Annotated in this window: 11 protein-coding genes and 1 tRNA gene; 7 read left to right on the forward strand and 5 right to left on the reverse strand. The window is 66.4% G+C overall.

Annotated features, from left to right (window positions below; genetic code table 11):
• The first annotated feature begins 47 nt into the window (after window positions 1–47).
• A complete protein-coding gene (locus HHX41_RS01565) occupies window positions 48–809 on the forward strand; it encodes a class I SAM-dependent methyltransferase (protein ID WP_182904508.1) in 762 nt (253 codons plus the stop codon).
• A gap of 138 nt (window positions 810–947) precedes the next feature.
• Here the strand turns inward: HHX41_RS01565 and HHX41_RS01570 are convergent, their stop codons facing one another.
• Window positions 948–1220: a hypothetical protein gene (locus HHX41_RS01570; protein WP_182904509.1), complete on the reverse strand. Its 273-nt coding sequence runs from the start codon at window positions 1218–1220 to the stop codon at window positions 948–950.
• A 668-nt stretch (window positions 1221–1888) separates the two neighbouring features.
• Here HHX41_RS01570 and HHX41_RS01575 point away from each other — a divergent pair.
• Both HHX41_RS01575 and HHX41_RS01580 read left to right on the forward strand, forming a co-directional pair.
• Window positions 1889–2614 (forward strand): alpha/beta hydrolase, encoded by a 726-nt coding sequence (locus tag HHX41_RS01575; RefSeq protein ID WP_182904510.1) that lies wholly within the window; start codon window positions 1889–1891, stop codon window positions 2612–2614.
• 155 nt (window positions 2615–2769) lie between these two features.
• Window positions 2770–3630, forward strand: a complete 861-nt coding sequence (locus tag HHX41_RS01580; RefSeq protein WP_182904511.1) for a hypothetical protein — start codon at window positions 2770–2772, stop codon at window positions 3628–3630.
• A 145-nt stretch (window positions 3631–3775) separates the two neighbouring features.
• On the opposite strand, the gene HHX41_RS01585 is transcribed toward HHX41_RS01580, so the two are convergent.
• On the reverse strand, window positions 3776–4720 hold the full coding sequence (locus tag HHX41_RS01585) for an acyltransferase domain-containing protein (protein WP_182904512.1): 945 nt from the start codon (window positions 4718–4720) through the stop codon (window positions 3776–3778).
• Window positions 4721–4969: 249 nt separating this feature from the next.
• On the opposite strand from HHX41_RS01585, the gene HHX41_RS01590 reads away from it, so the two are divergent.
• The 3 genes from HHX41_RS01590 to HHX41_RS01600 all read left to right on the forward strand — a co-directional run bounded on the left by HHX41_RS01590 (window position 4970) and on the right by HHX41_RS01600 (window position 10078).
• Window positions 4970–5452, forward strand: coding sequence for a hypothetical protein (locus HHX41_RS01590; protein ID WP_182904513.1), 483 nt, complete (start codon window positions 4970–4972; stop codon window positions 5450–5452).
• Between the two features lie 1201 nt (window positions 5453–6653).
• Window positions 6654–9068: a hypothetical protein gene (locus HHX41_RS01595; protein WP_182904514.1), complete on the forward strand. Its 2415-nt coding sequence runs from the start codon at window positions 6654–6656 to the stop codon at window positions 9066–9068.
• A gap of 242 nt (window positions 9069–9310) precedes the next feature.
• On the forward strand, window positions 9311–10078 hold the full coding sequence (locus tag HHX41_RS01600) for a tyrosine-type recombinase/integrase (RefSeq protein WP_310741715.1): 768 nt from the start codon (window positions 9311–9313) through the stop codon (window positions 10076–10078).
• A gap of 244 nt (window positions 10079–10322) precedes the next feature.
• Here the strand turns inward: HHX41_RS01600 and HHX41_RS01605 are convergent.
• Window positions 10323–10399 (reverse strand) — tRNA-Ile (locus HHX41_RS01605).
• 230 nt (window positions 10400–10629) lie between these two features.
• Here HHX41_RS01605 and HHX41_RS01610 point away from each other — a divergent pair.
• Entirely contained in the window at window positions 10630–11628 is a 999-nt protein-coding gene (locus tag HHX41_RS01610; protein WP_182904515.1) for a substrate-binding domain-containing protein, read from the forward strand.
• Between the two features lie 168 nt (window positions 11629–11796).
• Here the strand turns inward: HHX41_RS01610 and HHX41_RS01615 are convergent, their stop codons facing one another.
• Both HHX41_RS01615 and HHX41_RS01620 read right to left on the reverse strand, forming a co-directional pair.
• Entirely contained in the window at window positions 11797–12390 is a 594-nt protein-coding gene (locus tag HHX41_RS01615) for a TetR/AcrR family transcriptional regulator (RefSeq protein ID WP_182904516.1), read from the reverse strand.
• A gap of 189 nt (window positions 12391–12579) precedes the next feature.
• A complete protein-coding gene (locus HHX41_RS01620; protein WP_182904517.1) occupies window positions 12580–13479 on the reverse strand; it encodes an SDR family NAD(P)-dependent oxidoreductase in 900 nt (299 codons plus the stop codon).
• Window positions 13480–13582 lie beyond the last annotated feature (103 nt).

Genomic DNA, 13582 nt, shown 5'->3' on the forward strand with positions numbered 1-13582 from the left:
GGAAAACCCTTGGACACGCCCGTACGCCGGTGGCGATCGTTAGGGGCATGCGACAGCAGGAGATCTGGGACGCCGCCACCGCTCGGCGCTATGACACGCCGGGCACCGGGATGTTCGCGCCCGAGGTCCTCGGGCCGGCCGTCGATCGCCTCGCCGAACTCGCGGGCGACGGGCGGGCGCTGGAGTTCGCCATCGGAACCGGTCGCGTGGCCGTACCGCTCGCCGAACGTGGAGTGCCCGTCACCGGCATCGAGCTGTCACGTCCGATGATCGATCAGTTGCGTACGAAGGTGGACGACGCGACGATCCCGGTCGTCGTCGGGGACATGGCGACCGCCGTCGCTCCGGGGGAGTACACGCTCGTCTACCTCGTCTACAACACGATCTCCAATCTGCTCACCCAGGCCGAGCAGGTGGCGTGCTTTCGCAACGCCGCCCGGCACCTGACACCCGGGGGCCGCTTCGTGATCGAGCTCTGGGTGCCCGAGCTGCGCAAGCTTCCGCCGGGACAGCAGGCCGTGGTGTGGCATGGCGAAGCCGGCTACATCGGTCTCGACACCTACGACGTGCTGCGGCAACACATCGTGTCGCACCACTTTCACTTCGACGAGAGCGAGCAGGCCCGGCTGTTCCGCAGCCCTCATCGTTACATCTGGCCGGCCGAACTCGACCTCATGGGCCAACTGGCCGGGTTCGAGCTGGAGTCCAGGCATGCGGACTGGACGGGAACCGAATTCACCGCCGAGTCGCGTTCGCATGTGTCCGTCTACCGCAGGACGTCATCGCCGGTGATTGAGGCGCAGCCGTAAAAGCCACCGCGAAATCGCGGACGAGCAGGCCGCGCCGGCTTCAGCGGAAAAGGGGGAGCCCCGCGAGGCTGCTACCTCGTGGGGCAGGCGGGTCCGGCAGGTTCAATGTACGGTTAGGTCCTTGCTGCTCTTGCTGCCTCACTCTCCCCGCTTGCTGATGCCGCTGCCACGGTCAGCGTCCGCGTTCGCGTGCGCGTTCTTCCATGCGTCCGCGTTCGCGTGCACGCTCTTCGATTCGTCCGCGTTCACGTCCGCGTTCGCGTGCGCGTTCTTCCATGCGTCCGCGTTCACGTGCACGCTCTTCGATTCGTCCGCGTTCACGGCCGCGTTCGCGTGCGCGTTCTTCCATGCGTCCGCGTTCGCGTCCGCGCTCTTCGATTCGTCCGCGTTCACGTTCGCGTTGAGGGCCATACTGGCCGTACTGCCGGTGGCGCTCCCTGCCCCGGCATTTACCTCCAGGGCAGGGCTGTGTCGGACTCTGCGTGATTTGCGTGGTGTTGCCGGCGGCATTGACCGGCTGCGTCTGCATCGTCGCCGGGACGATGAGGGCCGACGCTGTGATTACGCCAGCAGCCAGTGCTTCCTTGAGCATGAGTATCACTCCGTCGACTCCGTGACTGTCATCGGGAATCCCGATACACGGAGCGCGAATCGATCCATCGAACCTTGGATCCAGACCCTGATTCTCACGCTAGAGGTAACAAAAGACACAGTCACCCAGCAATGCGCAAACAACCGCTTTCCCCAACAGAAAACACACCTAACTCAAAGGGCTTGTCGGGCCATTTCCCTGCGACGACCATCCCTTTACGCCGGCCGGCGAATGCCTTCCACATCATTGAGGCGAATTGGTTGCGGACGCGCGTGCTCGGCCGGAGCTGGTCCCCGGCCCCGTCCGGCGTATTACGGTGAACTGCTGACGGAAATCGCGCGCGTTCTCGAGGTTGCCGTGACCGCCGTCGAGGCAGCGAGGGCGGTTGTCAGCCGGGTCGCGACAGCCGCCGATGGTGACACGACCTTGTAGGTACGTGTCCGAGGGCGGGACGTGAATCAGCGAGACATGGACTGCGAGGGCAACGGTGGCGGATGTTCGGGTGGAACGCGGCGTCGTCTACGGACCGAGCGGCAAGGGTCTCGACGTCTACCGATGTGACGGTTCCGCGCTTCGGCCGGTCGTGTTGCTCTGGCATGGCAGAGGACCCGACGAGCGGGACGTGCTCGAACCGCTGGCACGCGCGGTCGCGGAGCGGGGCGTCGCGGTGTTCGTCCCCGACTGGCGATCCGACGCGCCGGACGGTGGGCGAGCCCACCTGTGGGAGTCGATCGTCTTCGTTCGGCACAACGCCGGTGTTTTCGGCGGTGACGCCGCCCGCATCGTCCTGGCCGGGTGGTCCCTCGGAGGGAAGGCCGCCGCGGGCGTCGGCGTCGACGGTGCCGGCCTCGGGCGCTGGAGGCCTTCTGGAGTGGTCGCGATCGCCTCCGGGTTCGATGCTCCCGCGCCTTCGACGGGCCGCGTCCCCCTCGACGACGTGGCGGTGACGCAGATCGAGCCCATTCCGTTCTGGCTGGTGCACGGGACCCGGGACGCCATCGTGGACGTGGAGAAGTCCCGCAGGTTCGCGAACGCCCTGCGAGAGCGCGGCTGGCGGGCGACTCTGATCGAAGCGGAGACGGATCACGCCGGCATCGTGATGACCGAGTACGACCCCGAGCGGGGGCGCTGCACGCCTGCCCGCGTGCGGCACGCCATCGAAGCCGGCCGCCGCACCGCTCACGTCCTCGCCGACGCTGCACTGGCCTTCTAGCCGCCCTCGAGGCAGGGGCTCGCCCGACCCGTGCTCACCGGAAGGAACCAAGCGCGCTCCTTGCGATCAAGAGAACGGGCGGCTATGTGAACGGAGTTCTGTCGGTGCCGTAGGGCATGCTGCCTCCGGTTATCGCGACGACCGGAAGGACACCAGTGGCCCGCATGATCCGGCATCTCGACGAGGAGCTCTACGTGCAGTACGGCGGGCTCTGTGTCTACGGCGGCACCGAATGCCCGGAGTTCCGCGACGACGAGTTGGAGGCCCTTCACTACACCGCCACCCTCCAGTTGGAGGCATGGAACGCCGAACCACCCGACGCGGGGCCCTCGTGGAGGCCGATCGAGCAGCTGACCTTCACTGCCGACACCGGAGTGATCCAGATGGGCGTGATGGACGACAGCGGTCGTGACTTCCTGATCGGCCCTCCTCTTTTCGAGTACGGCCTGACCGCGCACGTGGACGTGGACGACACCAGGTGGTTGTTCCGGTTCTGGCCGATCCGCGATGTCTTCGACCCACTCGTCCACATAAAACCGAGGGCACCGATCGGATCCGCGCCACCGCAGGAGCCATGCCGGGTGCCCGTCCCCGTCACGACGGCCGGACAGTGGGCGGCGATGCGGCCGGAGAAGTTCCGACTCCCTGGTAGCACGCAGTTGGTGGCCATGCTGCTTCCGGGACTGGTCAACGGGGATCCAATCTCCTGCGCTTTGAACCCCGATGATGCGCCCACCTTTCGGATTCCCCATGAGGAGCATGACCTCCGGGACAAGGCCACGGGTGGCACCTACCGGATGTGGCGCTGGGAGAGGGAGACCCCCGACGGCGATCCGGAGGACGGCAACCTTCTGGCCGGCAGGATCGTGCACCTGCGTGACCCCCATGGTCGCCGTGTCCTAGCCTCGGGCATCGTGACCCTGCTCGGCAGGGATGACGGGTGTTACCTCGTCCGCGACGCCGAACCCCACGAGGCCGCTCGGGTGCTCTGCTCCGAGGAGACCTGGCCGGACTGACCGCATTGCTCCGCCAAGGCCTTCCGCTGCGTGCGGAGCGAAAGCCCTGACGTGGACAACCTGTGCGGGGCAAGGGCGATCGGCCCGGCCCGGCACGCTCAGCAGGATGTGGCGGGATGTCTCGACGAAACCCCTGGGAGTGCGACTAGATCGGGAAGTGGCCGCTGCGCCAGCGCCAGTGGCGGCCGGCCTTCAGGTGGTCGACGACCGCGCGCTGGAGCACGGTGCGGCGCGGCAGCTGGTCGAGCGGAGTGGTCAGGGTGCGGAACACGAACCGCAGCACCTCGACGTCGGCGTCGATTCCTTCCGGCTCCTCGTAGGGCTCCAGCTCGAACCTCCGCTGGAAGCGGGCGATGTTGGAGTCCTCGGGCAGGTACTCCAGCAGCTGCGGGTCGAGCAGCCATGAGCCGCAGGAGAACGCCGTGTAGCGCTCGTCGGGGAAGTGGCGCGGGAAGAACGCGCGGGCCTCGTCGAGCGACGCATCGATCGCCTCCGGGGTCAGCGGCCCCGTCTCGGGGATGTGCAGGCCGATGGCGGTGTCGCCGCGCTGGTGCTGTAACCGGCCCAGCTCGTAGACGCCGCCGCGCGCGTGCAGCGTCAGCCAGCTCTGCATGACCGGCCAGCCCTCGCCGCGCATCCGCCGATCGATCGCGAGGTTGCGGCCCAGATCCGCGAGGGTCGCCCACGACACGGCATCGGCGATGCCGTGGTCGCGGTGGTACCCCCCTACGACGTCGACCAGGGCCAGGTACGCGTACACGTAGAGATGCCGCCAGGCCGGGCCCCGTTCGCGCGGCAGCTCCGGACCGGGCGGGAGCCAGCCATGGCCCCCGAGATCGGCACGGACCAGGGCGATCGAGCGGTCGAGCAGCCAGCGCAGCTCCGGAGTCCAGAGTGGAGAGCCGGGGTCGGGCCAGCCCTCCATGATCTCGGCGGCGTCGTCCGGCCGCACCGCGAGCCGGGCGAGGATCGCGGGCGCGTCGGCCTTCGCGGGCAGCGAAGCCGACGGCCGGTCGCCGGCGAGCCGGTGCACGCGGTCGACGTCCTCGACGGGCACCCCGAGCCGGGCGGCGATGTCGTCAAGATCCACGCGGATGACCCTACCGGCCGGTGGGCGCCTTCCACAGCCCCTACCGCTCGGGCGAATCCCGCCACGACGACCCGGTCCTCTGCACCCGGCAGAACGCATCGACCACCTGCCGACGATCACGCCGTCGGCGTGCCGGCCACTGTGCCCGGCCCGGGGGACGGTGCTCCTCGTGGTGAGCGTGGCCTTGCTTGGTGATCTTCATGAGTTGGAAGATGTCTATCCCGTGACGAAACCAGCTTGGATGGTGCCGTGGAGATTGTCACTCCCGCAGGCGACGAGTCGTTTCCTCGCAAGAAGCGGTCGTTGAAAGCGTGTGGGTGCGGCTGTCTCGCGGCGGTGCTCCTGCTGCCGGTGATCGCGCTGCTCCTGGCTGTCGTGATCCCCATATGGGTTCACAACGGGAAGTTGAACGACTTCACCCAGCGCTTCTATGACTACCCGCTTCCTCCTATGACGAGGGTCGAGGACAGCGCGCAAGGTTCGGTGGCACTTCGAGGGAACGGAAATCACTGCGACTACCTCGTCAGGTTCGCGCTCAGCACCGAACTCTCGGAGGAGGAGATCGCGCGCTATTACGAGCAGGCGAACATCCCTGGCGTCGACGGGGGCCACGCCTACGTGAGGATCTACTTCCCCAAGCGCCTGAGCAGGTTCGATGGCGGCTGGCCTGTCGATTTCATCATCGAGATCCTCGACAGCACCGGTCCCGGATGGGACATCCGTTGCCACTGATCGCCGCCCACCGGACGGCAAGCCACCCATCGCCCCTCGCGGCCCGGCCGTACGACCCGCGCCACGCGGCCGTGTCCCTCTGGCTCAACGGGGACCCTTCGGCGTTTCCGGGGTCGGTCTCATCCCGCATATGGCCTACGGCTGCATGCCAGGCAGGCATGATCCATGAACAAGCCACAGCTCAGGCAGCGTTTCGCTGATCAACGTGGTAGGGCGGGTGGGACTTGAACCCACGACCCACGGATTATGAGTGAAGGATCTTTTCCCCGTGTTCATGGTCGCTGACCTGCGAACTTGTGAGGCTGATCGCTCGTTACCGGGGAGATCATCCCGTGCATATCCCGCGTGACGTACAGTGACACCTTCTGTTTACAAGGTCCCCAAACAATCTCCAAGGTCGTTCGGAGCCGTTCGCATCGCTGCTCGTAGGGACTCCGGCCGTTCAGGTTCGTCCGGCTCTGTTCATGATCGTCCGTCCGGGTGGCTCCCAAAACCGGATCCATACCGCTCCCTCCATCGGCCCATGCTCCGTGGAGTTGGTCCGTGGGGGTCTTTCGGCAATAGCTCGGGACACCGGCGCGGCGACGGTGCCTTGAAGCCCGGCGGGCCGCTCAGCGAGACGGACAGTTACCCGGGTTCCGGTGGGCCGGGCCGAGGAACGAGGCATGGACCGTCGATCGCCCCCAGCCTGTACGGCGATCAGTCACAGCAAGGCGATCGTAAGGGCTGCTGGGAAAGCGCACGCTATCAGCTTGGCATTCTGCTCGGCTTGTCCCCGGTCGGTAGCGGGCGGGGTGATCGGGCCCCCTACCTCAGCCATCTGGGGCCCGGCCACGATGAGCAGGCTCTTGGTGATCACCTGGAGCCGGAGCGCCCCTAACGGAGGTGTCAACTTGTTCGCGAAACTACATGACAAGTTGGGGCGATTCGAGAGAATGTCCCCATGACTACTGAGATGCCGTTCACCTCTGACTGGGAACTCGGGGAACTGTCGAATGTAGAACGACGGATGTGTGAGGCCTTTGTCCGGGGTGAAGTCACCGACCTACGGACAGGCGATCCGGAGAAGGATGATCCCCATCGGGGTGGCGGGTGGGATCACGAGCGGCAGGTGCGAGCCGAGGTCATCGCAGCTTTGTTGCTGACAGATGTGCAGCCACTTCCCGGGCGAGTGACGGCACTGTGCTTGGGAGGCGTCCGAGTGACCGGTGCGTTGTCACTCGGTCATGCGCAAGTGCGGGCACCTTTGCTGCTGAAGGACTGCTGGTTCGATGAGCCCATATGGCTGGACGAGGCAGTTCTCCGCACTATGTCCTTGATTGGGTGTGTCATGCCGAGCCTAGATGCGAGCGACACTAAAATCGAAGGGCATCTCCGCCTGAATGAATGCATTATCCAAAGCATCACACTGACCAATGCTAATATTACGGGTCAACTCAGCTTCAGTGGGGCGCAGATTCGCAATCCCGATGGGGATGCCCTTGTCGCCGACGGCGTGAGTGTTCAGGGGGATATGTACTGCGGAGAGGGCTTCCTGGCAGAGGGAGTAGTCCGTCTTAGTGGGGCTCGGATCGCGGGCGATCTCAGCTTTATCGGCGCACATATGAGTGACCCTAACGGAGTAGCTCTCCTCGCCGATGGACTCGATGTCGGTGGCAATCTATTTTGCCGAGGGGACTTCCAGGCGGAAGGAGAAGTGCGTTTCCATAGTGCTCGCATCGCAGGCCAAGCTGATTTTGCAGGAGTGCGGCTTCTCAATGCTAATGGAAATGCCCTTGTCGCTGATGGCCTGATCGTTAATGGTGATATGCGTTGCGACGGCTTGAAGATAGAAGGAGAGCTCCGCCTCTCTGGTGCCCATGTCGTCGGTCAACTTATCCTCGATGACGCACACATTACTAACCCTAATGGGATAGCTCTCAATGGTGGCCGTCTACATGTTGAGAGTGACATGTCGTGTGGAGAGGGCTTCCGGGCAGAAGGACAAGTTTTCCTCGTCGGCGCTCACGTTGCAGGTCAACTTAGCTTTGAAAGAGCCCGACTGATCAACCCCCAAAAAGTGGCTCTCGCCGCCGAGGGGATCGCCGTTGACGGCGCCATGTCATGCGGAAATGGGTTCCACGCAGAAGGAGAAGTTCGCCTTATCAGTGCTCGTATAGGCAGCCAACTCGGCTTTAATGGCGCCTATTTCAGTAACCCGGACGGGACGGCTCTCATTGCCGATGGTGTTACTGTTGATGGACTCATGTTATGCAGCGAGGGCTTCCGGGCGGAAGGCGAAGTTCGTCTCCTCGGCGCGCATATCGCCGGTCAGCTCGACTTCGAGGGCGCGCACCTGACTAACGCTGCCGGGGCGGCGCTTACCGCTGATCGGTTGGTCGTCGGAGTGGATCTGTTTTTGGGGGACGGCTTCCGGGCAGAAGGAGAGGTGCGGCTTCTCGGCGTCCGGGTAGGGAGCCACCTCAACCTCAATGGTGCGCACCTCAGTAACCCCAGTGGAGTAGCTCTCGCTGCCGATGGTATTACCGTTGAAGGGCTGATGTCGTGCAAGGCAAGCTTCTGGGCGGAAGGAAGCGTGCGTCTTGTCGGCGCTTGCATTACCGGTCAACTTACTTTCGATGGTGCGCATTTCAGTAACGCCGATGGAGTAGCTCTCGCTGCCGATGGTATTACCGTTGAGGGGCTGATGTCGTGCGGCGAGGGCTTCCGGGCGGAAGGCGAAGTTCGTCTCCTCGGCGCGCATATCGCCGGTCAGCTCGACTTCGAGGGCGCGCACCTGACTAACGCTGCGGGGGCGGCGCTTACCGCTGATCGGTTGGTCGTTGGAGTGGATCTGTTTTTGGGGGACGGCTTCCGGGCAGAAGGACAGGTCCGCCTAACCGGCGCTCGAATCGGCAGCCAACTTAGCTTTAATGGCGCACATCTTAGTAATCCCCAAGGGGTGGCCTTGCAATGTTCAGGCGTTGAGGCGGCGTTGTTATCCATAGGTGATAAGTTTCTCGCCGAGGGGACGGTTAGTTTCAATGGTGCCCGGGTGAGCAGACTGTTTGATGACCCTGACTGCTGGCCAACTGACCTCGACTTGAACGAGCTGGTCTACAACGATCTGGAGCCCGATCTGGCGGCGTATCGCCGCCTTCGCTGGCTTCGACGAGGCATGAAGGAATACTCTGCTCAGCCGTATGAGCAACTAGCTGCCTATTACCGCCGTCATGGGCATGATGAGGAGGCTAGGCGAGTACTGCTGGCTAAGCAACGCCACTATCGTTCTACTCGTCCATGGTATGCGAAGCTTATGGGTTACTTCCTCGATGGCATGGTTGGGTATGGCTATAGGCCTGGGCGTGCGGCCCTATGGATCGCGGCGCTAATGGCCAGCGGTAGCTTGTTCTTCACCCACCATCGCCCCATACCGATTAAGACGGGTGAACATCCCGACTACAACCCCGTGCTGTACACGGCTGACATGCTGCTACCGATAATTAGCCTCGGTCAGGAAAGTGCCTTCAAACAACAAGGGCTAGCGCAATGGGTCGCATCTATGATAGTCCTATTCGGCTGGCTACTCGCCACCGCTGTCGTTGCAGGCGTCACCCGTCTCCTCGCGCGCAATTGATCTAATCACAGATGGGTCTCGGCTGTTGGGAAGTGAGTTAGTAAACTGGGTTTACTTTCCTAGACTAGGCGAAGGAGCGGCCTGAATCCCAGGTGCGATCGGCCCAGAGCTGCCGGCGGCCGGGACCGGCCCTCAGGCCGCATGCCCGGCCGCCGAGCGGGCGCAGGGCCGCGAGGCGGCGCGAAGCGCCGCCGCTTGATGGCAAGGCCGCGGCGGCGTCCACCTTCCGGCGTAAGCGGGCGGTGTTCCATCACGCCCTGGAGTACGCGGTGGAGCTGGAAGAGCTTTCGGCAAATCCGCTCGACCGGGTGAAACTGCGCCGCCCCAAGACGAGCGGCGAGGTAGACCGGCGGTCCGTCGTCAACCCGGCCCAGGGGCGGGAGCTCCTCGTCGCGCTCACTTACTGCGGCCGGACGCGCGGGCCGATGCTGGCCGCGATGTTCGCCTGCATGTACTTCGGCGGCTTGCGCCCCGCCGAGGCGGCCGGGCTACGTGAGAAGGATTGTCACCTGCCCTCGTCCGGCTGGGGTCTGCTGACCCTGGAGAAGACCCGGCCGCAGAGCGGCAAGCGGTTCACCGACTCAGGGGAGGGGTTCGACGAACGGGGCCTCAAGCACCGTGCGGAGGGCACGACGCGGATCGTCCCCATCCCGCCGGAGCTGGTCACGATCCTGCGCACGCACCTGGAGACGTACGGCACGGCCAAGGACGGCCGGCTCTTCCGCACGCGGACTGGCGGCGTCATCTCGGCCTCGGCCTACGCGAAGATCTGGAAGGAGGCTCGAACGTACGCGCTGACGCCCGAGCAGGTCGCCTCGCCCCTCGCGGCCCGGCCGTACGACCTGCGTCACGCGGCCGTGTCCCTCTGGCTCAACGCAGGGGTCCACGCCCCGGAAGCGGCGGAGCGAGCCGGTCACGGCATTGACGTCATGCTTCGGGTCTACGCCAAGTGCATCGACGGACAGCGTGAGATCGCCAATCAGCGGATACAGGCGGCCCTCGTCGGGTGAACGCCTACAGCATCGTCTCAGGGTCTCGGGTCACCCCGGGACCCTTCGGCGTTTCCAGGGGGTCGGTCTCATCCCACAAAGGCGTCGGAAACCGCATCGCGACCTGGGGAAACGCGACCAAGGTCATCCCGCGTATATCCCGCGACTGGCGACAAACGGCGGCTCTCGGCGGCCTACGGCTGCATGCCAGGCAGGCATGATCCATGAACAAACCACAGCTCAGGCAGCGTTTCGCTGATCAACGTGGTAGGGCGGGTGGGACTTGAACCCACGACCCACGGATTATGAGTCCGATGCTCTGACCGGCTGAGCTACCGCCCCGCAATGGTGGAGTCTCTCACAACTTAGCGGCTGAGGGGATCGGCGAGCGGCGGCCTTCGGCCCTGGGCGTAATCTCCGCCGATCAGCGTGCCGGTGATCGTCCCCCCTGGGCCAGGGGCTGACCTTTTGGGAGTTATGCGGCGTATGTCGGGGTATGTGACTCCTGAGGCGACACCGCTCCACAAGACGGCTCTGCGAAACGTGGCTCCGCAACGAATCGGGGGTGCCCCGTGGGGAGACGACTGGCGGGCGTCTGCGTGCTGCTCCTGATGTCCCTTCCCGCCTGCGGCCCGGACGGGCAGGAACGGGGAACGGAGCTCGGAGCGGTCGGCGATGTGCGGGATGGCTTCACCGTCGGACTGCTGCTCCCCGCCGAAGGACCGGACAGGTCTCTGTTCACCCGGGCTCTGGCGTCCCTCTGCCCGCGCTGCGACGTCCGGTACGCGAATGCCGCGGGCGACCGTACCAGGCAGGCGCGGCAGGTCGGCCGGATGCTGGCCGACGGCGTGCGGGTGCTGGTCCTCGGCGCGGTGGACCCCGGGGCCGCCGCTCCCTGGGTGGCCAGGGCCAAGCTGTCCGGGGCGAAGGTGATCGCCTACGACCGGCTGGCCAACGGACCGGTGGACGCCTACGTGGCGACGGACCCGGCGCGCGTCGGGCGGGAGCAGGCGCTGGCCCTGCTCCGCGCCATGAGGGTGGCGGGGCCGGTGCTGCTCCTCAACGGGCCCGCCTCGGATCCGTACGCCGCGGCGGTGAAACGGGGCCTGCACGCCGTGCTCGACGGCCGGGTGGCGATCGGCTGGGAGCGGGACCTGACGGCGCCCGGCGAGGCGGGGCGCGAGGTGGCCGCGGCAGTCGCCGCGCTCGGCGGGGCGGCGAAGGTGGCGGGCGTGTGCTGCGCGAGCGAAGCGGCGGCGGAGGCCGTTGCGGCCGAGATGGCGAAGTCGGGATTGGCCGGGGTGCCGTTGATCCGATATGACGGCCGGCCGGGCACCGGCACGCGGACGGCGACCGTGCGCACCGACGTCGCGGCTCAGGCGGCGGCCGCCGCCAGGCTGGCGGTCGAGGTCGCGGGCGGCAGGACCGTGTACGGCACGGCCGTCGTGTCCAACGGGACGACGGTCTCGATCCCGGCGGTGCTGGTCCCGCCCGCCGTGGTCACGAAAGCCGGGGATCCCAAAGCCCCCGATCGCCGGACCGCCCGCAAACAGGGCGCGCCCCCGCGCTGATACGTCCGTGCTCAGAAGGCATGTACCAGACACGCGTCCGCACGGTATCCGCTCAGTTGCACGCCACTTCGTTCGCCGCTCGTGAACGGCGCCCTGGGAGTGATCGGCCCTGCTCGCGAATGGTGGCCAGCCCCGGGTTCCGGTCCTTGCGCCTGCCGGTGGGAGTGATCAGGTCAGGGCGGACGTGTTCGGCGGTGTGGGGCGCATGCCTTCGAGCAGGGTGGCGAGGTAACGGCGGGCGGTGTCGACCCGGTCGGTGGGGGTGCCGCCGTGGACGGTCACGGCGTGGGCGACACCGCACATGAGCGGGACGAGGTCGGCGGCGGCGAGGTCGGAGCGGATGGCTCTGGCATCGCGGGCCCGCTCGAGCAGTGTGGTGCAGGCGGACGCCAGTGACTTCTTGAGTTCCGTGGTGCGCGGCAGGGCGTCCGTGGTCGCCGCGGCGACCGGGGGCAGGGCGGCGTCGGTGACCTGTGCTTCGACGATGCGGTACAGGAAGCCCTCCAGCGCACGCCGGGGGTCGGTGTCGGCCAAAGCCTGCTCGCCGTGCGCGGCCAGGGCTTCCAGGCAGGGAGCGGCGACGGTCTCCAGCAGTGCCTCGGGGGTGGCGAAGTGCCGGTAGACCGTGGCGACGCCGAGGCCTGCCCGGCGTGCGATGTCGTTGAGCTGCAATGCCGTGCCCTGGTCGACCAGGTCTCGGGCGACGGCGACGATCCGCTCCCAGTTGCGGGCGGCGTCTTTGCGCAGCTGTGTGCTCGTCATGTGGGGAGAATCCGGGTTGCTCGTCTTGGTTCACGGGCTCGTCGTCCGATCCTACGCGGGCGTTTCCCGGGGGACCTGGCTGTAGAGCGGGGAGCGGCGGGAGTGCGACGTGTTTTGCGGGAGAGCGACGAGAGCGGGCCGGTGCTGATCATGTGACCGGCGGGCGCCCGGCGACGCACCTGCGGGTGGTCATACGTCCGCTCTGGCCGCCACAGGTGCGTGGGTTTCGCTGAGCAGGCGTACGGCCTCGGCGATGCGGCGGTCGGTCGCCGCACGGAACGGGGCGACGGGGCGTGCCTGGGGCCCGATGACGAGACCGGTCCGGCCGGTCAGCGCGTGGTCGGTGGCGGCGGTGATCGAGGACCTGGCCGCCGCGGACGCCGGACCGGAGGTGGAGCGTTCGAACTTGCGGCGTACCAGCGGCCACAGCAGGCGCAGGGCAGGAGAGACAATCTTCGGGTCGGTCAGGGTGCCGTGGGTCATGTCGGTCGCGGCGCCTCCGGGATCGGCGGCGAAGACTGACACGCCCGTGCCGTCCAGCCGCCTCGCCAGGTCGAGCGTGTAGGCGAGGTTGGCGAGCTTGGCGCGGCCGTACCAGTGGAAGCCGTAGTAGCCGCCCGGCGGCTCGACGGCGTCGAACACCCGCTTGGCGGCGCCGACCGAGCCCGAGGTCACGTTCACGATCCTGCTCGGCGCCCCGGCGGTGAGCGTGGGCAGCAGCAGTTCGGTCAGCAGGTACGGCGAGAGGTGGTTGACGACGAACGACGCCTCGATGCCGCCCAGGTCCGCGCGCTCGGCGAACATCGCCCCAACGTTGTTGACCAGCACCGTCAGGGGTTCCCCCGACGCGGCGTGCTCGGCGGCGATGCGGGCGGCCAGCGCGCGGACCTGGTCGAGTGAGGCGAGGTCCGCGGACAGGAACCGGCCGGGGTGCGCGGGTCGTGTCGCGTTGATCCGCTCAACCGCCCTGGCTCCCCGTTCGGCGTCGCGCCCGACCACAGTGACCGCGAGCCCGGCGGCCGCCAGCCCCAGCGCGGTCTCCAAGCCGATGCCCCCCGTGCCGGCCGTGACCACAGCTGTCTTCATCATGAGCCCCTTCATCCAGATAACCGGATAGTTCATCCGGTAGGCTGGACGGTAGCACAATCGGATGAACTATCCGGATCAAAGAGCCGCGGTCACATCGGCGATG

Source organism: Microbispora sp. H13382, assembly GCF_014161445.1.
GTDB lineage: Bacteria > Actinomycetota > Actinomycetes > Streptosporangiales > Streptosporangiaceae > Microbispora.

What these genes read in the sequence shown, in the direction of transcription:
- HHX41_RS01565 (WP_182904508.1), top strand. Translation starts at nt 48, where the DNA reads ATGCGACAGCAGGAGATCTGGGACGCCGCCACCGCTCGGCGCTATGAC.
- HHX41_RS01570 (WP_182904509.1), bottom strand. Translation starts at nt 1,220, where the DNA reads ATGGCCCTCAACGCGAACGTGAACGCGGACGAATCGAAGAGCGCGGAC.
- HHX41_RS01615 (WP_182904516.1), bottom strand. Translation starts at nt 12,390, where the DNA reads ATGACGAGCACACAGCTGCGCAAAGACGCCGCCCGCAACTGGGAGCGG.
- HHX41_RS01620 (WP_182904517.1), bottom strand. Translation starts at nt 13,479, where the DNA reads ATGATGAAGACAGCTGTGGTCACGGCCGGCACGGGGGGCATCGGCTTG.